This is a genomic window from Dinoroseobacter shibae DFL 12 = DSM 16493, from assembly GCF_000018145.1.
In the GTDB taxonomy this organism is placed as follows: domain Bacteria; phylum Pseudomonadota; class Alphaproteobacteria; order Rhodobacterales; family Rhodobacteraceae; genus Dinoroseobacter; species Dinoroseobacter shibae.
Window position 1 is genome coordinate 3,721,522 of record NC_009952.1, and the last position, 24,940, is coordinate 3,746,461.

A 24,940-nucleotide genomic window follows, 5' to 3' on the forward strand; every position below is an offset into this window, starting at 1 on the left:
CGGCACCCCCTGCGGAGAGCCCGGTAATGCCCGCCTACGACCAGACCCTGACGCGCGTCGAGGACTATTTCGACCGCACCGCCACCAAGACATGGGAGCGTCTGACATCGGACGCGCCCGTGTCGAAGGTGCGCGCCACCGTGCGCGCGGGCCGGGACCGGATGCGCGACATCATGCTGGCGCAGATGCCCGCGGACCTGTCGGGCAAGCGCGTGCTGGATGCGGGCTGCGGCGCGGGGCAGATGACCGCCGAACTGGCCGCCCGCGGGGCGGACGTCGTGGCCATCGACATCTCGCCGAGCCTGGTGGAGATCGCTGAAAAGCGCCTCCCGGATGCCCATCGCGGCCAGGTCACCTTTACCTCCGGAGACATGCACAATCCCTCCTTGGGTGATTTCGATCATGTCGTGGCGATGGACAGTCTGATCTACTACGAAGCACAGGATATCGGTGCCTCGCTGGCGAAGTTCTGCCCCCGGGTGCGCGGCTCGGTGATCTTCACCGTCGCCCCCCGCACCCCGTTCCTGATGACCTTCTGGGGGGTGGGCAAGCTCTTCCCGCGCGGCGACCGGTCCCCGACCATGATCCCCCATGCGCCCGCGCGGCTGTCGAAGGCCGCCGCCGAGACGGGCGCCCGCGGGGCCATCCGCGAAGTCGAGCGTGTGACCTCCGGCTTCTACATTTCCACCTGTCTGGAGTACCGGGCATGATCTTCACCAAGGCCCAGACCAAGCGTCTCGCCAGCCAGTTTCTGCCCTTTGCAGACGCGGCCAGCGACCAGCTGCCCTTGGGCCAGCTGTTGCGCCTGAGCCTGTTCCAGGTCTCGGTCGGCATGGCCACGGTCATGCTGCTGGGCACCCTGAACCGGGTGATGATCGTGGAACTCAGCGTGCCGGCCATGCTGGTGGCGCTGATGATCGCCATCCCGGTCCTCGTCGCCCCCTTCCGGGCGCTCCTCGGGTTCCGCTCCGACACCCACAAATCCGCCATCGGGTGGAAGCGTGTGCCCTACATGTGGTTCGGCACCCTGTGGCAGTTCGGCGGGCTGGCGATCATGCCGTCCTGCTTGCTGGTGCTGGGCGGGGACGTCTATATCGACATCCCCTTCGCCGGCGAGGTGCTGGCGGCGCTGGCCTTCCTGATGACGGGGCTGGGGCTGCACATGACACAGACCGCGGGGCTCGCGCTCGCCTCGGACCGGGCCACGGACGAAACCCGGCCGCGGGTGGTGGCGCTGCTCTACGTGATGTTCCTTCTGGGCATGGGCGTCTCGGCCGTGATCATCGGCTGGCTGCTGCGCGATTTCAGCGGCATTCGCCTGATCCAGGTGGTGCAGGCCACCGCGGGCGCGACCCTGATCCTGAACCTGATCGCGCTCTGGAAACAGGAGATCGTCTTCCCGACGACCGCCGAGGAACGCGCCGCGCCGCGCCCCTCCTTCCGCGCGGCCTGGGACGACTTCGCCGCGGGCGGGCAGGCGGGCCGTTTGCTGGTCGTGGTGTTCCTCGGCACGCTCGGCTTCAACATGCAGGACGTCCTGCTGGAACCGTACGGCGGCGAGATCCTCGGCCTGTCGGTCTCGGCCACCACCTTCCTGACCGCGATGTGGGCGGCGGGCGCGCTGATCGGCTTTGCTATGGCCGCGCGCTGGCTCAAGGACGACATCAACCCGTTCCGGATGTGCGGACGCGGGCTGCTGATCGGTCTGGCGGCCTTCTCGGCGGTGATCTTCGCGGCCCCCATGGGCTCCAACGAGCTGTTCTTCGTCGGGGCGGGCCTGATCGGCCTCGGCGGCGGGCTCTTCTCCGTCGCGACCCTGACCGCGGCCATGACCATGCCGGCGGACGGGCTGGCCGGGCGCGGCCTGGCGCTGGGCGCCTGGGGCGCGGCACAGGCCACCGCGGTCGGTGTGGGCGTGGCCCTGGGCGGCACGATCCGCGACGTGGTGAATGCCGCCGTGTCCACCGGCGCCTGGGGCGAAGCGCTCAACGATCCCTCCACGGGCTACTCCGTGGTCTACCACCTGGAGATCGCCCTGATCTTCATCACCCTCATCGCCCTGGGGCCGCTCGTGCGGGCCCATGCGCTGACCCGTAACGACCATGCAACAGGGGAGACCGGCAAGATCGGGCTCGCCGATTTCCCGACCTGACGCCGGATACGAAAGGATACCTCCATGGAAGAGACATTCTTCGGCAATTTCGACCTCGCCAGCCTCTCGCTCTGGCTGTTCTACGGCTTCTTCGCGCTGCTGATCTACTATCTGCAGACCGAGAACATGCGCGAGGGCTACCCCCTCGAGGATGACGACGGCAACACCGCCGCCAACCAGGGGCCGTTCCCGCTCCCGAAGGAGAAAACCTTCAAGCTGCAACATGGCCGTGGCGAGCTGACACTGCCGGGCGAAGACGTGCAGCGGCGCGACAATCTCGCCCTGCGCAAGACGGCCCATGGCAACGGCTTCCCGATGGAACCCACGGGCGATCCCATGCTCGACGGGGTGGGCCCGGCCAGCTGGTCCAAGCGGCGCGACGTGCCGGAACTGGACGCCCACGGTCACCCCAAGATCGTGCCCATGTCGGCCGCCGAAGGCTTCGGCGTGTCCGCCGGGACCGACCCGCGCGGCCTGCCGGTCATGGCGGGGGACGGCGAGATCGTCGGCCTGGTCTCCGACATGTGGATCGACGAAGCCGAGCAGCTCGTCCGCTACCTCGAGATCGAGCTCGACCCCGAATGGGGCGACGGCAAGCGGCTCGTGCAGCGTGAAATGGTGCGGATCAAGTCCGACCGGGTGAAGGTCCGCTCGATCTACGGCAAGCACTTCAAGAACGTGCCGAAAACCAAGTCCCCGAACCAGGTCACCCTGCTCGAGGAAGACAAGATCATGGCCTACTACGCGGGCGGCACCCTTTATGCCGACGAGTCCCGCCTTGAGCCGCAATTGTAACGACAAACACGGGAGCCTTTCGCGATGTCAGACCATCACGACGATTTCCATTTCGAGCCTGTCGAAGGGCTCCCTGAACTGCCCCCCGAGGGCGAAACCATCCTGTGGCAGGGCAAACCGAACTGGTGGGCCCTCGCCAAGGAGAGCCTGGCGCTGAAATGGGTCATGGGGTACTTCGTGTTCCTCGGGGCCTGGCGCTCGGTGGCGTTGATGGCGCAGCACGACACCCTGACCAGCCTGAAAGGGATGATCCCCTTCCTGATCCTCGGCCTGATCGTCTGCGGTATCCTTACCGCGATCGCCTGGACCCAGGCGGTGACCACGATCTACACGGTCACCAACCGCCGCATCGCCATGCGGATCGGGGCGGCGCTCACGATCACCTACAACTTCCCCTACCGCTGGATCGGGTCGGCCGACCTTGACCTGCGCAAGTCCGGCACGGGGACCATCGCGCTCAAGCTCACGGGCGACACGCGCATGAGCTACCTCAACTGCTGGCCCCATATCCGCCCCTGGCACATCCGCGACCCCGAGCCTGCCCTGCGCTGCATCCCCGATGCGGCCAAGGTGGCCGAGATCATCGCAGAGGCCGCCGAAAGCGCGGTGTTCCGCGCCAAGACCCAAGCCCAGCCCGAAACCGGCAAGGCCACCGTGGATGCGCAGACCGCATCCGGCGCGGTGCCCATGCCCGCAGAATAAGGATCCCTGTCCGATGAACGACCCCGCAACCCATGAGCTCGCGCGCCGCGACAAGGAGATGATTCCGACCCTCCTGCTGCGCGCCATGCTCTTTCTGGTGGTCGCCTGCCTGGTCCTCGTGGCCTATGCACGCATCACCGACCGACCCCTGGAGGCAAAGTTCCCCGATCAGCCGATCGTGGAAGAGCGCATGATCCAGATCTTTGGCGAGATGAACGGCGCGGCCCGCGTTCTGGACGGCGAAGGCCGCCTGGTGGCGGACCTGTCGCCCGAGGAAGGCGGCTTCATCGCCGGCATGACCCGGGCCCTGTCCCGCGAGCGCATGAAAGTCGGCGTCGTCGACAGCGCGCCCGTGCGCCTCGTGCGCTACGAGGACGGCCATCTCGCACTGATCGACCCGGCCACCGGCTGGGAAGCCAAGCTGATCGGCTTCGGCATGGACAACACCGCCGCGTTCGAGCGGCTGCTCTACACCCCGATCCAGGAGGGCTGAGACATGGGATTTTTCACCAAGACACGCGAAACCGCTCCGTGCACCGTGAGCATCAGCCACCGGTTCGAAGAGCTGTCCGCCCACGTGAAGTTCAATAACGGCGCCGTTGTCTATCCCGGCGACGAAGTGCTGGTGCAAGGGGCCGAAATCATGGCCCCCTACGGTGAAGTGGTCTCCGAGGACCGCATAGCCGTCATCACCCGCGCCAGTGGCCTGGAGCGTCTCTGGACCCGGATGACCGGCGATCTCGAATTCATCGAACTTTGCGAATTTTCATTCTCCGAGGAGGTCACGCTATGAACGTCCAGACCCCAGCAACCCTGAACGGCGCCACGTCTTCCGTTTCCAATCACGGTGTCGCCGAAGAGGGGATGACCTCCGAGAAGGCGACCGAAGTGGCGATGCAGGACACGCTCCTGACCCCGCGCTTCTACACCACCGATTTCGACGAGATGGACGCCATCTCGGTCGAGAGCATCCGCGACGAGTGGGATCCGCTCATCGCCGAGATGGAATCCGACCCCAACAAGGGCCATTTCAAGAAAAACGAGGACTGGGACCATGTCGATTGGGACGGGATGGATCCGGAATTGCGCAAGGAATTCATCGACTTCCTGATTTCCTCCTGCACCGCCGAGTTCTCGGGCTGCGTGCTCTACAAGGAAATGAAGCGCCGCGGCTCCAACAAGGACATCACCCAGCTGTTCCAGCTCATGGCCCGGGACGAGGCGCGGCATGCGGGCTTCATCAACGACGCCCTGCGCGAGGCGGGCATCGCGGTGAACCTCGGCTTTCTGACCCAGCAGAAGAAATACACCTACTTCCGCCCGAAGTTCATCTACTATGCGACCTACCTCAGCGAAAAGATCGGCTATGCGCGCTACATCACGATCTTCCGCCACCTCCAAGCCCACCCGGAGCACCGCTTCCACCCGATCTTCAAATGGTTCGAAGAGTGGTGCAATGACGAGTTCCGCCATGGCGAGGCCTTCGCCCTGCTGATGAAGAGCGACCCGAAACTGACCACCGGGCGCAACGTGCTCTGGATCAAGTTCTTCCTCACGGCGGTCTACTCGACCATGTATGTGCGCGACCACCAGCGGCCCGCCTTCCACAAGGCGCTGGGCGTGGATACCGACTGGTACGGCCAGGAGGTTTTCAAGAAGACCTCCGAGATCTCCAAGCAGATCTACCCGATCACGCTGGATATCGACCATCCGCGCTGGATGCCGAACCTCAAGCGGATGGAAAAGGCCTCCCGCGACATGGCGGCGGCCAAGGCCAAGGGCGGCCTCGGCGGCCTGATCGGCAAGGCCTCCGCAGGGACGCGGGCCGCGATGGCCTTCGTCGCGCTCTACACGATCCCGGCGCACAAGCATGACGTGCCGACCGACACCCGGCTGGAGCCCGCCTACTGATGTTCAGCTCGCCCTGGATCATCGCGCTTTGCGCCATGTTCATCTGGTGGTTCGCCACCGGGGCGATCCTGTGCATCGTGAAACACGCCGACCGCCGGGGGCCCCGCGCCCACCTGCGGTCGGTGATCCTGACCGCGCCTTTCGGCCTGCTCGGGGTCTACGGCTTCTCGGCCTCGCTGACCGAGGCCACCGTGCCCGGCGTCTGGATCGCCTTCGCCTCGGCGCTGCTGGTCTGGGGCTGGATCGAGCATGCCTTTCTCGCCGGCATCATCACCGGTCCGAATTCCTACGACTGCCCCGAGGGCTGTTCCGAGTTCGAGCGTTTCTTCCGCGCCTGGGGCACCATCGCCTATCACGAGATGCTGCTGCTGACCGTGCTCATCGTGATGGGAATCACGGCCTGGGGGGCCGACAACAAGTTCGGCTTCTGGACCTTCTCGGTCCTCTTCATCGCCCGGATCAGCGCCAAGCTGAACCTTTTCCTCGGCGTCAGGAAGATCAATACCGAGTTTCTGCCCACCCCCCTGTCGCATCTGCCGAGCCATTTTCGCATCCGGCCGATCAACTGGCTCTTTCCCTATTCCGTCACGGCGCTGACCTTCGCCATGACCTGCTGGTTCGAGCGGCTCTATGCCGCCGAAACCGCGGCCGCGACCGTCGGGTTCACCTTGCTGGCCGTGTTCACCGCGCTGGCGCTCCTGGAACACTGGCTGATGGTCGTGCCCCTGCCGGATGAAAAGCTCTGGCGCTGGCTGATGCCCGCCAAGGACATGCCCGCCAAGGAAAAGCAGGGCTGACACCGCGGGCCCCCGCGGCCTGCCTTTCGAATCGATCCCTCTGAATCCCGATCTCTCCTCCTGCCAGCACATGGCAGGGCGGCGCGTCGGCGCTGCCCACCCCCCTTCTGTGCGCCATGAGGTTCAGGAAGGTGTAAGTTTTAATTGACACTCAAACTGTCTAACTTGTAAGATTTTCGGATAAGACGGAGTGAGGACGCCCATGGACTTTGACGCCCTTTTTGCCACCCAGCTGAACCAGCTGAAAGAGGAAGGCAATTATCGCATTTTCGCAGAGCTCGAGCGCGAATGCGGCCAACACCCCAAGGCGCAGTGCCATGGCGAAGACGGCAAGCGACAGATCACCGTTTGGTGCTCGAACGACTATCTCGGCATGGGCCAGCACCCCAAGGTGGTGGAACGCATGCAAGAGGTGATCGGCCAGTGCGGCGCGGGCGCGGGCGGCACCCGCAACATCTCCGGCACGAACCACCATCACCGGCTCCTCGAAGACGAGTTGGCGGATCTGCACGGCAAGGAAGACGCGCTGCTGTTCACCTCCGGCTACGTGTCGAACTGGGCCGCGCTCAGCACCCTCGGCGCCCGGCTGCGCGACTGCGTGATTCTCTCCGATGAACTCAACCACGCCTCGATGATCGAAGGCATGCGCCACTCCCGCGCCAAGGTCGTCATCTGGAAACACAACGACCCCGCCGATCTCGAGGCCAAGCTCGCGGCCCTGCCCGCCAACTGCCCCAAGATCGTCGCGTTCGAGAGCGTCTATTCCATGGATGGCGACATCGCGCCCATCGCCGAGATCTGCGACGTGGCCGAGAAATACGGCGCCATGACCTATCTCGACGAGGTGCACGCCGTGGGCATGTACGGCCCCCGCGGGGCGGGCATCGCCGAACGGGACGGCGTGATGGACCGCGTCACCCTGATCGAGGGCACGCTGGGCAAGGCTTTCGGCGTGGTCGGTGGCTACATCACCGGCAGCAAGACACTCTGCGACTTCATCCGCTCCTTCGCGTCGGGCTTCATCTTCACCACCGCCCTGCCCCCGGCGGTCGCGGCCGCGGCGCAAACCTCGATCCGGCACCTGAAGGAAAGCAGCGCCGAGCGCGACCTGCAAAAGGTCCGCGTCGCCCAGCTGCGCCAGATGCTCGACCGCGCCGGCATCCCGCATATCGACAACCCGAGCCACATCATCCCGGTGATGATCAAGGACCCGGTGAAATGCCGGATGCTGTCGGATTACCTGATGGACGAGTTCGGCATCTACGTGCAGCCGATCAATTACCCCACCGTGCCCAAGGGGACCGAGCGTCTGCGCTTCACGCCCTCGCCGAATCATTCGGTGGACGACCTGCGCCACCTGGTCTCCGCGCTGGAGGTTTTGTGGAAGCAATGCGCGATCTCCCAGGCGGTGGCGTAACGCCGCCGCCCATAGGTCCAAAGTCCGGTTGAACTTTCCTCCCGTTTCGGGCGTATTACCCCAACACGGTTTAACCAGCCCCCTGGGAGGGAAACATGAAACTGACTATCGTAGCCGCCGCCACGTTGATGCTGACGTCGATGTCCGCACCGGTGCTCGCCGATGACCTCGCGGCCACCGGCGATGCCGCCGAGGGCGAGAAGGCTTTCCGCCAGTGCCAGTCCTGCCATGTCGTGCAGGATGCCGATGGCAACACCCTTGCCGGGCGCGCGGCCAAGACCGGCCCGAACCTTTACGGCGTTTCCGGCCGCACCGCCGGCTCGGTCGAAGACTTCCGCTACAGCGATCTGCTGCTCGCAGCGAACGAGCAGGGCGTGGTCTATGACGAGGCCACCTTCGTCGCCTATCTGCAGGACCCGACCGGCTACATGCAGGAAGTCACCGGCACCGGTGAGCGCGGCAAGATGAGCTTCCGCGTCCGCAAGGAAGAGGATGCCGTGAACCTGTATGCCTATATCAAGTCGCTCTCCGAGTGATCGGCACGATATCTTGATCACCGAACGCCCGGCACTGCCGGGCGTTCTCGTTTCGGCGACCCGCGCGGCAGCCGGTGACCCCCGGCCACCGATCCCCCCCGCCTTGACAGACCCGCCCCCCTTCGCGATAGCCGACAGGCCATGACAGCGCCCGACACCCAGTCTCCTGCCCCCGCGGACAAGCCCCGGCGCGAGCCGATGTTCACCCCCGAGGACAAGGCCAACATCGCCTGGTTCTGGCGCGGCTACCTGCGCGAGAAGCTGCCCTGGCTGATCGTGGTCTTCGGTATGGTCATCGCCCAGGGCTTCGTCTACCAGCAGTTCCTCCGCCTGACCGAAAGCGGCCTGCGCGTCATCTTCGACAGCGGCACCCTGCGCGATCTGGTGGTGATCTGTGCCGCGGTGTTCGGCGTCTTCGCGTTTCGCGGCGTGATGAGCTACCTGATCCCCCGGGTCAGCGTCTGGATCGCCGCCGATGCGGTGGCCAAGCTCCGCCGGGAGCTGATCCACCACCTGATGGAACTGGATCTCGCCTTTTTCGAACACACGCCCCCCGCCGCCATGATCCAGAAACTCGTGGGCCAGGTCGAAGGTCTGGGCAATTTCGTCGGCCAGACCACGGTGAAGGCCGGGCGCGACATCGCCACCGTGGTGATCGTGTCGATCTATCTCGCCTACCAGCAGCCCCTGCTCTTCGCGAGCGCGGCCATCGTCTTCCCGGTGATCATCCTGACCATGCAGCTGGTGTCGCGAAAGGTGAAACTGGTCCAGGCCCAGACCGAGAACGCCATGCGCGACTACATCTCGACCATCGACGAGACCATGTCCGGCATGCGCACGGTCAAGATCGCGGGTCAGGAAGAGGTTGAAGAGGACCGGCTGGTCAAATCCACCAGCCGCCTGCGCCGCCTGACCATCCGCCGCAACGCCGCCCAAGCGGTGATCCTGCCCTGCATCGATTTCGCCGCGGCCTTTGTCTACATGCTGGTGATCGGCGGCGGCGGCTACATGGTGATCAGCCCCGCCTTCGACGTGGACGGGGCCGCGATCATCGCCTTCCTGATCGGGCTGGTGCTGATTTTCGACCCGGGCCGCCGCATCGCGCAATTCGTCGTCTCGCTCCAGGGGGCATTGGTGCAACTGCGCCTCGTGCGCGGGCTCTATGACGAACGCGCGGGCATCGTGGATGCCCCCGACGCGGTGTCCGAATTCGACACCGGCGCGGACCTGACCCTCGACAACGTGACCTTCGGCTACGAGCCCGACCGCCCGCTCTTCCGCGACCTGTCGCTCACCTTCGGCGGCGGGCAGGTCACCGCCATCGTCGGGCCCACCGGCTCGGGCAAGACCACGATCCTCAGCCTGCTGGGCCGCCTCTACGACCCGATCGGCGGCACGGTTCGCATCGGCGACATCCCCGTGAACAAGATCCGCATCTCCGACCTGCGGCAGGCGTTCTCCGTGGTCGCCCAGGACATCGTGATCTTCAACAGCTCGATCCTCGACAACATCCGCTACGTGAACCCCGACGCCACCGATGCCGAGGTCCGCGCCGCCGCCGAGGCCGCCGAACTTGCCGATGTCATCGCCGAGCGCGGCGACCTGCCGGTCGGCCCCAAGGGCGCGCAGCTCTCCGGCGGCCAGAAGCAGCGCATCGCCATCGCCCGCGCCTTCCTGCGCGACGCCCCGATCATCCTGCTGGACGAGGCGACCTCCGCCCTCGACCAGAAAACCGAGGACAAGGTCAAGCGCGCCCTCGGACGGCTCGCCCGGGGCAAGACCACCATCATGGTCGCGCATCGGCTGTCATCGGTGATCGACGCCGACCGGATCTACGTGCTGGAAACCGGCGCGCTGGTCGAACAGGGCACCCATGCGGAACTGCTCGCCAAAAACGGGCTCTATGCCCAGCTGTTCGACAGCCAGAAGCAAAGCTACGGCAACTAACGCGACTGTCGCCTAAGGTTCAACAAACCTTCATACTGTCGTCACGGACCCCCGGGCACACGGGGGCCTGAGACGCATAAATGGGGGAGACCATGCGACATATCCTGACACTGCTTGCCACCGGCCTGGCCGCCGCACCGGCCCTGGCCCAGACCGCCGACGTGATCGAGCTGGGCCCGCGCCCCTTCTACCTCGTCGACCGGATGGAGGACGGCCCGCTCAAGGAAAAACTCATGTCCTGCATGGGGCAGGAACCCAAGCGCACGCTTTTCTCCATCGGCCATCGGGGCGCGCCCCTGCAATTTCCCGAACACACGGTGGCGTCGAACCTCGCCGCCGCGCGCATGGGGGCGGGCATCCTGGAATGCGACGTGACCTTCACCAAGGATCTGGAACTGGTCTGCCGCCACGCCCAGAACGACCTGCACACCACGACCAACATCCTCGCCACACCCCTGGCCGAGACCTGCGTGACCCCGTTCACCCCCGCCTCCGGCGACCAGAACGCCACTGCCGAGTGCCGCACCTCCGAGATTACGCTGGCCGAGTACCGCACGCTGGTGCCGAAAATGGACGCCGCCAACCGCGCCGCCACCAGCGTCGAGGCCTATCTCGACGGCACCGCGGGCTGGCGCACGGATCTCTATGCGGGCGAGCCCACGGGCATCATGACCCATGCGGAGTCGATCGAACTGTTCAAATCCCTCGGCGCGAAATTCACGCCCGAGCTGAAAAGCCCCTCGGTCGAGATGCCCTTCAACGGCTTCACCCAGGAGGACTACGCCCAGAAGCTGGTGGACGAGTACAAGGCCGCCGGCATCCCGGCCTCGGATGTCTGGTTGCAGAGCTTCAACCTCGACGACGTGCTCTACTGGATCTCGGCGGAGCCGGAGTTCGGCGCGCAGGCCGTCTACCTGATGGACGAGTACAATATCGACGGCTACTCCCCCATGGACCCGGCCACCTGGCCCAACACCATGGCAGAGCTGAAGGCGATGGGCGTGAACTACATCGCGCCGCCCACCTGGATGCTGGTGACCACCCGCGACGGGGCCATCGTGCCCTCCGAACTGGCGGTGCAGGCGCAGGCGGCGGGGCTGAACATCATCACCTGGACGGTCGAACGCTCCGGCCCGCTGGCCACCGGGGGCGGCTGGTACTACCAGTCCATCGCCGACGTGACCGACAGCGACGGCGTGGTCTACGAGTTGATCGACGTGCTGGCCCAGGATGTGGGCGTCGAAGGCATCTTCTCCGACTGGCCCGCGACCACGACCTTCTACGCGTCCTGCATGGGCCTCGACTGAGCCCCGGCGCGCGCGACCCCGCCCGCCCGCACGGGCGGGGTCGCGGCCCTTGCCGTTGCGTGGGGCGCCGCACCACCGTGCGGAGGTGCCATACACTTGCCCGACACTTGTCCGACAGTGGGCCGACGCCGATCCGACGCGGGGTTTACACCGAAATTTTATGGGGTTAGGCGGGCCGGATCGAGGCGGTGACGTAGTTCACGCTCAGGTCCCGGTCCGACAGGGACCATTGCTGCGACAGTGGGTTGAACACCATGCCCTTCTTGTCCACCGGCTCCAGCCCCGCCTGTTCCAAGAGCTTCGTCAGCTCGTCGGGGGTCAGGAACTTGCGCCAGTCATGGGTCCCCTTGGGCAGCCATTTCAGCACGTATTCGGCCCCCACGATCGCCATGGCGAAACTCTTGGGGTTCCGGTTCAGGGTCGAGCACAGCATGATCCCGCCGGGCTTCAGCAGGTCCTTGCACGCGGTCAGGTAGGCCAGCGGGTCGGCCACATGCTCCACCACCTCCATGTTCAGCACCGAATCGAACTGCTCCCCGGCGGCGACCAGCGCCTCCGCCGTGGTGTGGCGGTAATCGATCTCCAGCCCGGATTTCTCCGCATGCAGCCGTGCGACGGGCAGGTTGCCCTCGGCCGCATCCGCGCCCACCACCGTGGCCCCCAGCCGCGCCATGGGCTCGGCCAGAAGCCCCCCGCCGCAGCCGATGTCGAGAATGCGCAAGCCCTTGAACGGATTGGGTGATTTCAGGTCGCGCCCATACTCCGCCGCGATCTGCCGGGTGATGTAGTCCAGCCGTACCGGGTTCATCAGGTGCAGTGGGCGAAACTTGCCCATCGGGTCCCACCATTCGGCGGCCATGGCCTCGAACTTGGCCAGTTCCGAAGTATCGACGGTCTGCGTGTTGGTTGTCATGGACTTCTCTGATGCAACTTGCGAAGGATGGGGTGGGTGGATCTCAGCACTATATAGAGCAGCGATGACACGAGCGGCGAGCCAAAAACACGCAGCGGAGTATCTCTACCCGCCGCTCGATCCCTACGACCAGCGCGTGCTGCCGGTCTCCGGCGGGCACCGGATCTATGTGGAGCAATGCGGCAATCCGCAAGGCATCCCCGTGGTGGTCCTGCATGGCGGCCCCGGCGGCGGCTGCAGCCCGGCCATGCGGCGCTATTTCGACCCCGATACCTACCGGATCGTGCTCTTCGACCAGCGTGGCTGCGGCCGCTCCCGCCCCCATGCCTCGGTGGAGCAGAACACCACCTGGGACCTCGTGGACGACATCGAGGCGATTCGCACCACCCTGGAGATCGACGCCTGGGACGTGTTCGGCGGCAGCTGGGGCGCGACCCTCGCGCTGATCTACGGACAGACCCATCCCGACCGCGTTACCCACTTGATTTTGCGGGGCGTTTTCCTGATGACCGACGCCGAGCTCGACTGGTTCTATGGCGGCGGCGCGGCGCAGTTCTGGCCCGATGTGTGGAAACGCTTCGTCAACCTGATCCCCGAGGAAGAGCGCGGCGACCTGATCGCGGCCTATAACAAACGGCTTTTCAGCGGTAACATGATGGAAGAGACCCGCTATGCCCGCGCCTGGTCGGCCTGGGAAAACGCGCTGGCCTCGATCCATTCCGAGGGGCTGACCGGCGAGAGCCCGGCAGAATACGCCCGCGCCTTCGCCCGGCTGGAGAACCATTATTTCCTCAACAAGGGGTTCCTCGACGAGGATGGCCAGATCCTGCGCGACCTGCCCCGGCTTGCGGATGTGCCGATTACCATCGTGCAGGGGCGCTTCGACATGATCTGCCCGCCCGCGGGCGCCTGGCAGATCGCCGAGGCGCTGCCGCAGACCGACCTGCGGATGATCCCGCTTGCCGGGCACGCCTTGTCGGAATCCGGCATCAGCGCCGAGCTGGTGCGGGTGATGGACCGGCTGCGCTATGGACGGCGCCCGTCCAACTGACCTGTCGCGCCGGGCAGAAATGCCCTATATCCTTGGAGTGACACAGCCAGAGCCGCGAGCCCCTATGGACACCGCAACCCGACGCAAACTGCTGAAAACCGGTCTTGCCGCGGCGCTTTTTGCCGCCGGCGGGATGCCGGTGGCCGCGGGGGCGCGCAGCGGCGGGCGGTTGCGCGTGGGGCTGAGCGGGCGGCCGGGCGGCCATCGCTGGACCCCGCAGGCGGGCTTCGGCCTGTTCCAGAGCCTGACCGGGGCGGGCCTGCTCTTCGATACGCTGACCGAGATCGCGCCGGACGGCCTGCTGCAGGGCAGTCTCGCCACCGCCTGGGTTCCCAGCCGCGGCGGGGCGGTCTGGACCGTCGATCTGGATCCGGAGGCGCGGTTCCATCACGGCCCGGGGCTGGTGGCCGAGGACGTGATCGCCTCGCTCGACCTGCATCTGGCGCCGGGCGCGCCGGGCTTCGGCCTGCGGGCGCTGGTGGCGCGGATGGAGGCGCTCTCGCCCCATCGGATCCGCTTCGCGCTGCATGCGCCGAACGCGGATTTCCCTTACCTGCTGAGCGATCCCGTGCTGCTGATCGGCCCTGCCGCGGGGCTGGCCGACGCCTTCGCCCAGGGGGTCGGCACCGGTCCTTACCGGCTGGTCAGCCTCGATGGCGACCGCCTGTTGGCGGAGCGCGTGGGCGGGCCGTCTGGCGAGGAGGCGGGCAACTGGTTCGACACGGTGGAGGTGCTGGCCCTGCCCGACGCGGATCACCGTGCGCGCGCGCTGCTGGAGGGGCGGGTGGACGTGATCGACCGGCTGCCCCAAGCGCAGCTGGCGCGGCTCGCCCGGGCAAGGGGGCTGGAGGTGCTGGCCCTGCCGGCGACGGAGTATATCGAGCTGACCGCGGGTCCGGCCGGATCCCCCATGGCGCAAACCGCCCTGCTGCGCGGGCTGCGCGCCGGGCTCGACCGCGGCGCGCTGGCCCGTGCGGAGGGGCTGCGCCCGGCGCTGGCCCATACGGGCGATCCCGAGGCCGCCCGGGCCGAGCTGGCCCGGTTTGCGGGCCGCCCCCTGCATCTTGCCATGGACCCGGATCTGGGCGCCGAAGGGGCGCGCGTGGTCGGTGCCCTGGCCGGGCAGCTGCGCGGTCTGGGCCTGGCCCCGGCTTTGGCGGGTCCGGGTACGCCCGCCCATCTGCGGGTGCGGCGCGGGCCGATGCGCGCCACCCTGGACTGGACGCTCCGCATCGCCCTGCGCGGTCCCGGGGGCACGACCCCCGTCGCCGGGCGCTGGGCGCTGCCTGCCGAGCGGCCCGAGCTGCTGGCGCGGGCGGTGGAGGCGGGGCCTGCGCTGATCCTTGCGGTGGGGGATGCGAACCTGGTGGTCTCCGACCGCGTCGGACGTCCGGACCGCACCGGGGAGGGCTGGGATCTCGCCCATGCGCGCCTTGCGCGCCGCTGGTGGCGGAGCTGAAAACAGGTCCGCAAGGCTGACAGATTCGCGGGTCTTGAGACTTTGGTCGCAGGGCAAATTGATCGAGAACCAGCGTGGCCGGACCCGCGGACCACTACCCAGTAATGGTTACGTGCGACTTAAGCGCCCGATGCGTTAGCCCTAACTGCGGCAACGCGCCGTATTTGGAAATCCGGCGGCAAATCTCGGTCCCCAGCACAATTTCGCCCAAACCCCTTGAATTACGGGAAAAATTACCGTGAGGTTAATAAGTTTACAGCATTATTTGCAAAATAGGAATTTGTTTACAGAAAAATCCCCCGAAAACAGTAAGTTGTTGTGAGCTTCACAAAGCATGCTACCCCTTCCGCGCAAGTCTGACGTCACGTCTCAGGAGGGGAAATCCAGATGACCGAACAGAAACCCATCGCATCGGGCGAGATCATCAAAGCGGTATCGGAAGAGTTCGCCGCGAACGCCCATATCGATTCATCGAAGTATTCTGAGATGTATGCGGCGTCGGTTTCGGATCCTGAGGGGTTTTGGGGGGAGCATGGGCGGTCTTTGGACTGGATCAAGCCCTACACGAAGGTGAAGGACACCTCGTTCGCCCATGACGACGTGCATGTGCGCTGGTTCGAGGATGGCACGCTGAACGTGGCGGCCAATTGCATCGACCGGCATCTGGCGACCCGGGGCGATCAGACCGCGATCATTTTCGAGCCGGACGATCCCGCCGAGCCTGCCCAGCACATCACCTATCGCGAGTTGCACCGGCAGGTCTGCAAGCTGTCCAACGTGCTGGAGGATCTCGGCGTGCGCAAGGGCGACCGGGTGATCCTTTACATGCCGATGATCCCCGAGGCGGCCTATGCGATGCTGGCCTGTGCCCGGATCGGCGCGATCCATTCCATTGTTTTCGCGGGCTTTTCGCCCGATGCCCTCTCGGCGCGGATCAACGGGGCCGATGCCAGGCTGCTGATCACCGCGGACTATGCCCCCCGGGGCGGGCGCCAGACGCCGCTGAAATCCAACGCCGACGCGGCGCTCTTGCACACCCGCGACGACGTCAAGATGCTGGTGGTCAAGCGCACCGGCGGGCAGACCACCTGGGTGGACGGGCGCGATTTCGACTATCACGAGCTGATGCTGGAGGCCGACGAGGTCCAGCACCCGGTCGAGGTGGAGGCCGAGCATCCGCTCTTCATCCTCTATACCTCGGGCTCCACGGGCCAGCCCAAGGGGGTGGTGCATTCCTCGGGGGGCTACCTGCTCTATGCGGCGATGACCCAGAAATACGTCTTCGACGTGCATGAGGGCGATGTCTACTGGTGCACGGCGGATGTGGGCTGGGTGACGGGGCACAGCTATATCGTCTACGGGCCGCTGGCCAATGGCGGCACCACGGTGATGTTCGAGGGCGTGCCGACCTACCCCGATGCCTCCCGCTTCTGGCAGGTCTGCGACAAGCACAAGGTCACCCAGTTCTACACCGCCCCCACCGCGATCCGGGCGCTGATGGCCAAGGGGCCGGAATTCGTCGAGACATGCGACCTGAGCAGCCTGCGCGTCCTCGGCACCGTGGGCGAGCCGATCAACCCCGAGGCCTGGAACTGGTACAACGACCTGGTCGGCAAGGGCCGCTGCCCGATCGTCGACACCTGGTGGCAGACCGAGACCGGCGGGCACCTGCTGACGCCGCTGCCCGGCGCGATCGCGACCAAGCCGGGCTCGGCGACCCTGCCGTTCTTCGGGGTGCAGCCGGTGGTGCTCGACCCCCATTCGGGCGCCGAGATCACCGAGACCGAATGCGAGGGGGTGCTGTGCCTCAAGGACAGCTGGCCGGGCCAGATGCGCACGGTCTACGGCGACCACGAGCGGTTCGTGAAGACCTATTTCTCGGACTACAAGGGGTATTACTTCTCGGGCGATGGCTGCCGCCGGGACGCGGACGGGTATTACTGGATCACCGGGCGGGTCGATGACGTGATCAACGTGTCGGGCCACCGGATGGGCACAGCCGAGGTGGAATCGGCGCTGGTGGCCCATGCCAAGGTCGCCGAGGCCGCGGTCGTGGGCTATCCGCACGACATCAAGGGCCAGGGCATCTATTGCTACGTCACCCTGATGAATGGCGAGGAGCCCTCCGAGGAGCTGCGCAAGGAGCTGCGCACCTGGGTGCGCACCGAGATCGGCCCGATCGCCGCCCCGGACCTGATCCAGTGGGCCCCCGGCCTGCCGAAAACCCGGTCGGGCAAGATCATGCGCCGCATTCTGCGCAAGATCGCCGAAGACGACTTCGGCGCCTTGGGCGACACCTCAACCCTCGCAGACCCCTCCGTCGTCGAAGACCTCATCGAAAACAGAATGAACAAGAAAGGATGAGGGGCATGGATGGCGCGACACTGACACAGACCAAGCCGGTGAACGTGATCCTGCTGGGCCCGCCGGGTGCCGGCAAGGGTACCCAGGCGCGAATGCTCGAAGAGAAGTTCGGCCTGATCCAGCTCAGCACCGGTGATCTGCTGCGGGCAGCCGTGGCGGCCGGCACCGAGGCCGGGCGCGAAGCCAAGGCGGTAATGGAAGCCGGGGCGCTGGTGTCCGACGAGATCGTTCTGGCGATCCTGAAGGATCGGCTGGCCGAGGGGGACGTGAAGGCCGGTGTGATCCTCGACGGGTTCCCGCGCACCACGGCCCAGGCAGAGGCGCTCGATGCGCTGCTGTCCGACGCGGGCCAGGGCATCGATGCGGCAATTGCGCTCGTCGTCGACGACGAGGCGATGGTCGGCCGGATCTCCGGCCGCTTCACCTGTGGCGGCTGCGGCGAAGGTTACCATGATACTTTCAAGGTCCCCGCAAAATCAGGGACTTGCGATAAGTGTGGCAGCACGGATATGACACGTCGGGCTGACGACAATGCCGACACGGTGCGCGAGCGGCTCAAGGCCTATCACGTGCAGACGGCCCCCCTGATCGGATACTACGAGGCACAAGGCGTGCTGAGGAAAGTGGACGCGATGGGAGAGATTGGGATAGTCGCAGAGCAACTGGCAGGAATTGTCGGGTCCGCGACATCCTGAGGAGGATCGGCGCTCCCTTGGGAGAGGGGGCGCCGGAGTACGGAGCAACCGCAATAGCGCGACGTGGGACCCAGGTCCGCAGAGACGCGATTTGCATCTAGAAAAAGGGAGTGACCGCAATGGCGGATAATTCTTCAACTAACGCGTATTGGGCAGCCAATATCCGCATCATCACATGGTGCCTCGTCATATGGGCAGTCGCGTCCTATGGCTTTGCCATTCTGCTGCGGCCGCTTCTGTCGGGCATCCCGATCGGGGGCACCGACCTGGGCTTCTGGTTCGCACAGCAGGGGTCCATCCTCGTCTTTCTCGCGCTGATCTTTTTCTACGCATGGCGCATGAACAAGCTCGACAAAGAATTCGGCGTCGAAGAATAACAAAGGCTTAGGGACACATGGATCAGACAACACTCAACATTATCGTCGTGGGGCTGTCGTTCGCGCTCTACTTCGGTATCGCGATCTGGGCGCGCGCCGGATCGACTTCGGAGTTCTATGCCGCCGGACGCGGTGTCAACCCGGTGGTCAACGGCATGGCCACGGCGGCGGACTGGATGTCCGCGGCATCCTTCATCTCCATGGCGGGCCTGATCGCCTTCGTGGGCTATTCCAACTCCAGCTTCCTGATGGGTTGGACCGGCGGGTACGTGCTGATGGCGCTGCTGCTGGCGCCTTACCTGCGCAAGTTCGGCAAGTTCACCGTGCCGGAATTCATCGGGGACCGGTTCTACTCGACCAAGGCACGCGTCGTCGGCGTGATCTGCCTGATCGTCATCTCGACCACCTACGTGATCGGCCAGATGACCGGCGCAGGCGTGGCCTTCTCGCGCTTTCTCGAAGTGAGCAGCACGACGGGCCTGGTCACCGCGTCCTGCGTGGTGTTCGTCTACGCGGTTCTCGGCGGCATGAAGGGCATCACCTACACCCAGGTGGCGCAATATGTCGTTCTGATCATCGCCTACACGATCCCGGCGATCTTCATCTCGCTGCAGCTGACCGGCAACCCGATCCCGGGGCTCGGTCTGTTCTCGAACATGGCGCCGGGCCAGGTCGGGGCGGGCGAGCCGCTTCTGGTCACCCTGGACGGCCTGCTGACGGATCTCGGCTTCAACGCCTACACCACGGGCAGCTCGCCCTTCCTGATGGCGCTGTTCACCCTGTCGCTGATGATCGGGACCGCGGGTCTGCCGCACGTGATCATCCGCTTCTTCACCGTGCCGCGCGTGGCGGATGCCCGCATCTCGGCCGGTTGGACCCTCGTCTTCATCGCTCTGCTGTATCTGACGGCGCCTGCGGTGGGTGCGATGGCGCGGCTGAACATCACCGACCTGATGTGGCCGGAAGGCACGCAGGGCGAAGCCGTGACCATCGAGATGATCCAGAACGATCCGGAATATGCCTGGATGAACACCTGGCAGCAGACCGGCCTTTTGGGTTGGGAAGACAAGAACGGCGACGGCCGGATCCAGTACTACAACGACGCCAACCCGTCGATGACGGAACGCGCCGAGGCGGCTGGCTGGCAGGGTAACGAGTTGACCAACTTCAACCGGGACATCCTGGTTCTGGCCAACCCGGAGATCGCCAACCTGCCGGGCTGGGTCATTGCCCTGATCGCGGCGGGCGGTATCGCGGCCGCCCTGTCGACGGCGGCGGGCCTGCTGCTCGCCATCTCGTCGGCGATCAGCCACGACCTGATCAAGACCGTGTTCAACCCGTCCATCTCGGAGAAGGGCGAGCTGCTCGCGGCCCGGATCTCGATGGCCGGTGCGATCGTGGTGGCGACCTATCTGGGGCTCAATCCGCCGGGCTTTGCGGCCCAGGTGGTGGCGCTGGCCTTCGGTCTGGCCGCCGCGACGCTGTTCCCGGCGCTGATGATGGGCATCTTCTCCAAGCGCATCAACGCAAGCGGTGCGACCTGGGGCATGCTCGTGGGTCTGATCAGCACCTGTGCCTACCTGTTCACGTATCTGGGCATCTTCTTCGTCCCGGGGACCAACTTCCTCGAGCCGACGGCGTCCAACTACCTGTTCGGGATCCCGCCGACCCATTTCGGGCCGATCGGCGCGCTGCTGAACTTCGCCGTGGCGATCCTGGTGAGCCGTGCCACCGAAGAGCCGCCGCAGGAGATCCAGGATCTCGTCGAAAGCGTGCGCATCCCCAGGGGTGCCGGCGCGGCCGTCGATCACTGATCTGTCCGGACGGAGCGGGCCGTGCCTGCCCCGTCCCCATCCTGAACATTGCCGCGTCCCGACCTTTCCAAGGCCGGGGCGTGGTCGTCCGAAAGGCCCCCTTCCAGATGAACGGTGAGCGATTTTGCAGGACCTGACGAAGATCCAGAGCTTTCTGGCCCATGTGCACCCCTATGACAGCCTGACCGATGCGGAGCTTGCCATCCTGGCCGGGCAGGTGGAGGTCGTCACACAGGCCGCGGGCGAGAAGATCTATACCCTCGGGGAGCCGTGTCGCGGGGTCTATGTGATCGTGTCGGGCGAGGTCGAGATCACCGACGAGACCGGCGCGCAAATCTCGCAACTGGGCAGCCGCAACAGTTTCGGCGAACGCGGGCTGGCCCGCGACGGGGTGGCGGTGACCAACGCCCGGGCGGCCAGCGATACCGACATGCTGCTCGTGCCGGCGGAGGCGTTTCACGAGCTGGTCGACGTACACCCGGCCATTGCCAAGTTTTTCAACCGGTCCCGCGGGGCCGAGACCCGCAAGACCGATCTCGCCACGGCGCGGATTTCCGAGCTGATGACCCGGCAGGTGCTGGGCATCACCGCCGACGCCACCATCCAGCGCGCCGCCCATCTGATGCATGCCAAGAAGGTGTCGTCGCTGGCCGTGCTCGAAGGCGGGCGGCTGGTCGGTATCGTCACCGTGCGCGACATGGCGCGCGTCGTCTCCGAAGGGCTGGCGAACGATGCGCCGGTCTCGGAGGTGATGGCGCGCAAGATCATCTCCCTGCCGCCCGATGCCCTGGGCTCGGATGTGCTGCATACCATGCTGGAGCGGCGGATCGGGCATCTGCCGATCACCGACAAAGGCACGCTGGTGGGGATCGTCACCCAGACCGACCTGATCCGGTTCCAGGCGCTGTCCTCGGCGCAGCTGGTCCATGACATCGTCTATGCCGACACGCCTTCGGGCATCGCGGCGGTGACCAAGCGCCTGCCGGAGCTGCTGGCGCAGCTGGTGGGTGCGGGCAACCCGCACGAGGTGGTCACGCGCCTGATCACCGATATCGCGGATGCCGCCACCCGACGCCTGCTGGCGCTGGCCGAGGAAAAGCTCGGCCCGCCGCCGGTGCCCTATCTGTGGCTGGCCTGCGGCAGTCAGGGCCGGCAGGAGCAGACGGGCGTGTCCGACCAGGACAACTGCCTGATCCTCGACGACGCGATGACGCCCGAGATGGACGGCTATTTCAAGGCGCTGGCCAGCTTCGTCTGCGACGGGCTGAACGCGGCGGGATACGTGTATTGTCCTGGCGACATGATGGCCACGGCGGATCGCTGGCGCCAGCCGCTGCGGGTCTGGAAGCAGTATTTCCAGGGCTGGATCGCCCAGCCCGACACCGAGGCGCAGATGCTCGCCTCGGTGATGTTCGACCTGCGGCCCATCGGCGGGGAGGACAGCCTGTTCGCCAACCTGCAGGACGAGACCCTCGCGGCCGCCTCGGCCAACAGCATCTTCGTCACCCACATGATCGCCAACTCGCTCAAGCATACGCCGCCGCTGGGCATGTTCCGGGGTTTCGCCACGATCCGTTCGGGCGAGCACAAGAACGCGCTGGACCTCAAGCATAACGGGGTGGTGCCCGTGGTCGATCTCGGCCGGATCTACGCGCTGCGCGGGAGGCTGACGGCCGTCAACACCCGGGCGCGGTTGCTTGCCGCCCGCGACGAGAAGGTGATCTCCCCCTCCGGGGCGGCGGATCTGCTGGATGCCTATGACCTGATCGCGGAAACCCGGCTGCAACACCAGGCGCGACAGGTGCGCGCCGGGGAGGCGCCGGACAACTTCATGTCGCCGACCACGCTATCGGATTTCGAACGCAGCCACCTGCGGGACGCCTTCGTGGTCATCCGCACAATGCAATCCGCCGCCGGGTCCGGTCGCGGTGGCCTGGCCTGAGGACGCGCGCAGATGTTTCTGGAATTGATCGCCACCTTCGCCATCGGATTTCTTGCCGCGGGTCTGGTCCTGCTGGCGAACCTGTTGACCGGGCGGCGCCTGTCGCGGGCCTTCGTGCCGCTTGCGGCCGGGGCCGCGATGATCGGGTTCACGATCTGGAGCGAATACAGCTGGTATCCCCGGACCAAGGCGCAACTGCCAGAGGGGGTCCTGATCGTGTCGACAAACGAGTCCCAGGCGCTCTACCGGCCCTGGACCTATGCCGCGCCTTTCGTGGACAAGTTCGCGGCGGTCGATCTGGCACGTGTCCTGCGCAACGAGAAACTGCCGGACCAGATCCTCGTGCCGATGCTCTTCATGGGGCGCTGGGCGCCGGGTGCCGAGATCCCGGTCGTGGTCGATTGCGGTGGGTCAAGGCGCGCGAAACTGGCCGATGATACGGAATTCGATGATAAGGGTGCGGTTCTGAACGCCGATTGGGTCTCTGTGGAGGCGGATGACCCCTTGCTGGAGGCTGTTTGCACCTGAGGCACGAAAGGGGGAGTGCGATGTTGGGAACTCTGAGTTTACGGCTGCGTGTCTTTTTGTTTTTCGCGTTTCTGGCGGCGGGTGGGATTCTGGCGGTGTCCGGTGCGCTGGTGCTGGGGTACCGGCAGCTGGGCGATGCCGCGGCGCTCTCGGCCTTCGTGACCAGCGGGGCGGTGGCGGGGTTCGCGATCCTGGCCTTGGTGACCTGGGTCTGGATGCTGTTCGATGAAAACGTCGCCAAGGCCCTGGAATCTCTGGCCACGGACATGCGCGCCCGGGCCCATGCGGATATCGAGCGCGACCTCGATCAGAACAAGGCGAAATACCTCGGCGACCTTGCCCCCGCGGCGGCGGCGGTCACGGCGAACCTGAGTGACATGAAAAACAGTCTGGCCCAGGCGGTGATGCGCGAGACCACCCTGCTGGCGGCGGAGAAGAACCATCTCGAAGCGGTGCTGAACGATCTGCCCACGGGCGTTGTGCTGTGCAATGCCCAGCACCAGGTGGTGTTCTACAACGGTCGGGCGCGGGACCTGTTGCGGCCACTCGGGGGTATCGGGCTCGACCGGTGCCTGGCCTCGGTGCTGGATGCCGCGCCGGTGGAGGCGGCCTATGCGCAACTGCTGGCCCAGCCGCGCGAAAGCTGCGCGGACATGCGGCTGGAGGTGAATGAGGGCAAGCTGCGGCTCGGCGTGGGGATGCGGCTGGTGGAGCCGCTGCCCGACAGTGCGCTGCAGCCGGGCTATATCCTGACCCTGCGCGAGGCGCCGATGGTCGATACGGCCTGCGCCACGCCGATCCTGATGCCGCGGGAGACCGCCTTCGATTTCGACCTGCTCCATGCGCGCCCGTCCCAGGACGTGATGGACTGCAAGCTCGGCGATCTGAAATACGTGATCTTCGACACCGAGACCACGGGGCTGCTGCCCGAGCGCGGCGACGAGGTCTGCCAGATCGCCGCTTGCCGGGTGGTGAACGGCAAGATGGTCAAGACCGAGATGTTCGACACCCTGGTCAATCCGGGGCGGCCGATCCCGCTGTCGGCGACGAATATCCACGGGATCACCGATGCCATGGTCGCGGATGCGCCGGATTTCCTGACCGCGGGCCGGGCGTTTCACGGCTTTGCCGATGGCGCGGTGCTGATCGCCCATAACGCGCCCTTCGACATGGCGTTCTTCTATCGCAAGCAGGCCGAGATCGGGGCGCGGTTCGATCATCCGGTGCTGGACACGGTGCTGTTGTCGGCGGTGATCTACGGTCAGACCGAGCAGCATTCGCTGGACGCGCTGGCCGAGCGGCTGAACGTGACCATCCCCGAAGAGGCGCGGCACACCGCACTCGGCGATGCCCTGGCCACGACGGAGGTGTTCCTCAAGCTGCTCCCGATGTTGCAGGCCAAGGGGATCGAGACCTTCGGCGACCTTCTGGCCCAGACCAAGAAGCACGCACGGCTTCTGGAGGACCTCAACGCCTGAGCGTGTGCGGGAGGGGTTGTCGCGCCGGGGATTCGGGCGTATATGAGCCTCAACAGCGGCGGCTGCGGGTCCAAACCGAAGCCTCCACCGACACATTCGACGGGCCGCACGGCCCGTTTTTTTATTCCCGAATGCCGGGAGTGGAGACCCCTCTTGTCCGACCTGATCGCGAAAACCACCCTCGACCAGCGTATCGCCGCCCTCGTCACCCCGGTGATCGAGGATCTGGGCTATGAGCTGGTGCGGCTGCGGGTGATGAGCGGCAAGTCCCCGACCCTGCAGATCATGGCCGAGAAGCCCGAGGGCGGGATCGAGGTGGACGATTGCGCGCGGATCTCGACCGAGGTGTCGGCCACGCTCGATGTCGAGGACCCGATCGAGGACAACTACACGCTCGAAGTGTCCTCCCCCGGCATCGACCGGCCCCTGACCCGGCTCAAGGATTTCGACACCTGGGTGGGCTACGAGGCGAAGATCGAGACCACCGAGTTGATCGAGGGCCGCCGCCGGTTCAAGGGCGCGCTGGCCGGGACCGAGGGCGACGAGGTGCTGATCGAGATCGAGGAAGGCACCATCGGGCTGAAATTCGAGTGGCTCAGCGACGCCAAGCTCGTGTTGACCGACGACCTGATCCGGGATGTCCTGAAAGGCCGCAAGGATGCGGGCCAGGTGGACGAAGCCCAGTTCGACGAAATCCAGACCATCATCGACGGCGATGATGAACCACCCGCGAATACCGCGTAAGGGAGAGACAC

General features: G+C 65.7%; 23 protein-coding genes. 22 read left to right on the top strand and 1 reads right to left on the bottom strand.

The window, feature by feature from the left end; all coding sequences use genetic code 11:
- Window positions 1-26: 26 nt before the first annotated feature.
- From bchM to DSHI_RS17960, 12 genes are all read left to right on the top strand, one after another.
- On the top strand, window positions 27-710 hold the full coding sequence (bchM, locus tag DSHI_RS17905) for a magnesium protoporphyrin IX methyltransferase (protein ID WP_012180194.1): 684 nt from the start codon (window positions 27-29) through the stop codon (window positions 708-710).
- Window positions 707-2,152, top strand: coding sequence for a PucC family protein (locus DSHI_RS17910; RefSeq protein WP_012180195.1), 1,446 nt, complete (start codon window positions 707-709; stop codon window positions 2,150-2,152). Before bchM ends, DSHI_RS17910 begins: the two co-directional genes overlap by 4 nt.
- A 24-nt stretch (window positions 2,153-2,176) precedes the next feature.
- Complete coding sequence (puhA, locus tag DSHI_RS17915) at window positions 2,177-2,947, top strand: photosynthetic reaction center subunit H (protein ID WP_012180196.1); 771 nt, start codon at window positions 2,177-2,179, stop codon at window positions 2,945-2,947.
- Between the two features lie 24 nt (window positions 2,948-2,971).
- Entirely contained in the window at window positions 2,972-3,649 is a 678-nt protein-coding gene (puhB, locus tag DSHI_RS17920; RefSeq protein ID WP_012180197.1) for a photosynthetic complex putative assembly protein PuhB, read from the top strand.
- Between the two features lie 13 nt (window positions 3,650-3,662).
- Complete coding sequence (gene puhC, locus DSHI_RS17925; RefSeq protein WP_012180198.1) at window positions 3,663-4,142, top strand: photosynthetic complex assembly protein PuhC; 480 nt, start codon at window positions 3,663-3,665, stop codon at window positions 4,140-4,142.
- Window positions 4,143-4,145: 3 nt separating this feature from the next.
- On the top strand, window positions 4,146-4,442 hold the full coding sequence (locus DSHI_RS17930) for a hypothetical protein (RefSeq protein ID WP_012180199.1): 297 nt from the start codon (window positions 4,146-4,148) through the stop codon (window positions 4,440-4,442).
- Entirely contained in the window at window positions 4,439-5,560 is a 1,122-nt protein-coding gene (gene acsF / locus DSHI_RS17935; protein ID WP_012180200.1) for a magnesium-protoporphyrin IX monomethyl ester (oxidative) cyclase, read from the top strand. The genes DSHI_RS17930 and acsF overlap by 4 nt, the downstream gene beginning before the upstream one ends.
- On the top strand, window positions 5,560-6,357 hold the full coding sequence (gene puhE, locus DSHI_RS17940) for a putative photosynthetic complex assembly protein PuhE (protein WP_012180201.1): 798 nt from the start codon (window positions 5,560-5,562) through the stop codon (window positions 6,355-6,357). Before acsF ends, puhE begins: the two co-directional genes overlap by 1 nt.
- A 202-nt stretch (window positions 6,358-6,559) precedes the next feature.
- Window positions 6,560-7,774: a 5-aminolevulinate synthase gene (gene hemA / locus DSHI_RS17945; RefSeq protein ID WP_012180202.1), complete on the top strand. Its 1,215-nt coding sequence runs from the start codon at window positions 6,560-6,562 to the stop codon at window positions 7,772-7,774.
- Window positions 7,775-7,869: 95 nt separating this feature from the next.
- Window positions 7,870-8,310: a c-type cytochrome gene (locus tag DSHI_RS17950; RefSeq protein WP_012180203.1), complete on the top strand. Its 441-nt coding sequence runs from the start codon at window positions 7,870-7,872 to the stop codon at window positions 8,308-8,310.
- Window positions 8,311-8,451: 141 nt separating this feature from the next.
- Window positions 8,452-10,257, top strand: a complete 1,806-nt coding sequence (locus DSHI_RS17955) for an ABC transporter ATP-binding protein (protein WP_012180204.1) — start codon at window positions 8,452-8,454, stop codon at window positions 10,255-10,257.
- A gap of 92 nt (window positions 10,258-10,349) precedes the next feature.
- Window positions 10,350-11,564 carry a glycerophosphodiester phosphodiesterase family protein gene (locus DSHI_RS17960; protein ID WP_012180205.1) on the top strand — a complete coding sequence of 405 codons (1,215 nt, stop codon included), beginning with the start codon at window positions 10,350-10,352 and terminating at the stop codon, window positions 11,562-11,564.
- Between the two features lie 166 nt (window positions 11,565-11,730).
- Here the strand turns inward: DSHI_RS17960 and ubiG are convergent, their stop codons facing one another.
- On the bottom strand, window positions 11,731-12,477 hold the full coding sequence (gene ubiG, locus DSHI_RS17965; RefSeq protein WP_012180206.1) for a bifunctional 2-polyprenyl-6-hydroxyphenol methylase/3-demethylubiquinol 3-O-methyltransferase UbiG: 747 nt from the start codon (window positions 12,475-12,477) through the stop codon (window positions 11,731-11,733).
- A gap of 64 nt (window positions 12,478-12,541) precedes the next feature.
- Here ubiG and pip point away from each other — a divergent pair, with 64 nt between their 5' ends.
- From pip to rimP, 10 genes are all read left to right on the top strand, one after another.
- A complete protein-coding gene (gene pip, locus DSHI_RS17970) occupies window positions 12,542-13,528 on the top strand; it encodes a prolyl aminopeptidase (protein ID WP_012180207.1) in 987 nt (328 codons plus the stop codon).
- 64 nt (window positions 13,529-13,592) lie between these two features.
- A complete protein-coding gene (locus DSHI_RS21520) occupies window positions 13,593-14,987 on the top strand; it encodes an ABC transporter substrate-binding protein (protein ID WP_050757864.1) in 1,395 nt (464 codons plus the stop codon).
- A 387-nt stretch (window positions 14,988-15,374) separates the two neighbouring features.
- A complete protein-coding gene (gene acs / locus DSHI_RS17980) occupies window positions 15,375-17,351 on the top strand; it encodes an acetate--CoA ligase (protein ID WP_012180209.1) in 1,977 nt (658 codons plus the stop codon).
- 5 nt (window positions 17,352-17,356) lie between these two features.
- On the top strand, window positions 17,357-18,046 hold the full coding sequence (locus tag DSHI_RS17985; protein WP_012180210.1) for an adenylate kinase: 690 nt from the start codon (window positions 17,357-17,359) through the stop codon (window positions 18,044-18,046).
- Window positions 18,047-18,165: 119 nt separating this feature from the next.
- Window positions 18,166-18,423 (top strand): DUF4212 domain-containing protein, encoded by a 258-nt coding sequence (locus tag DSHI_RS17990; RefSeq protein WP_012180211.1) that lies wholly within the window; start codon window positions 18,166-18,168, stop codon window positions 18,421-18,423.
- A 17-nt stretch (window positions 18,424-18,440) separates the two neighbouring features.
- Window positions 18,441-20,237, top strand: a complete 1,797-nt coding sequence (locus tag DSHI_RS17995) for a sodium:solute symporter family protein (RefSeq protein ID WP_012180212.1) — start codon at window positions 18,441-18,443, stop codon at window positions 20,235-20,237.
- 124 nt (window positions 20,238-20,361) lie between these two features.
- A complete protein-coding gene (locus DSHI_RS18000) occupies window positions 20,362-22,179 on the top strand; it encodes a DUF294 nucleotidyltransferase-like domain-containing protein (protein ID WP_012180213.1) in 1,818 nt (605 codons plus the stop codon).
- A gap of 12 nt (window positions 22,180-22,191) precedes the next feature.
- Window positions 22,192-22,707: a hypothetical protein gene (locus DSHI_RS18005; protein WP_012180214.1), complete on the top strand. Its 516-nt coding sequence runs from the start codon at window positions 22,192-22,194 to the stop codon at window positions 22,705-22,707.
- A 20-nt stretch (window positions 22,708-22,727) separates the two neighbouring features.
- Window positions 22,728-24,185: a 3'-5' exonuclease gene (locus tag DSHI_RS18010; RefSeq protein WP_012180215.1), complete on the top strand. Its 1,458-nt coding sequence runs from the start codon at window positions 22,728-22,730 to the stop codon at window positions 24,183-24,185.
- A gap of 153 nt (window positions 24,186-24,338) precedes the next feature.
- Window positions 24,339-24,929 (top strand): ribosome maturation factor RimP, encoded by a 591-nt coding sequence (rimP, locus tag DSHI_RS18015; RefSeq protein ID WP_012180216.1) that lies wholly within the window; start codon window positions 24,339-24,341, stop codon window positions 24,927-24,929.
- Window positions 24,930-24,940 lie beyond the last annotated feature (11 nt).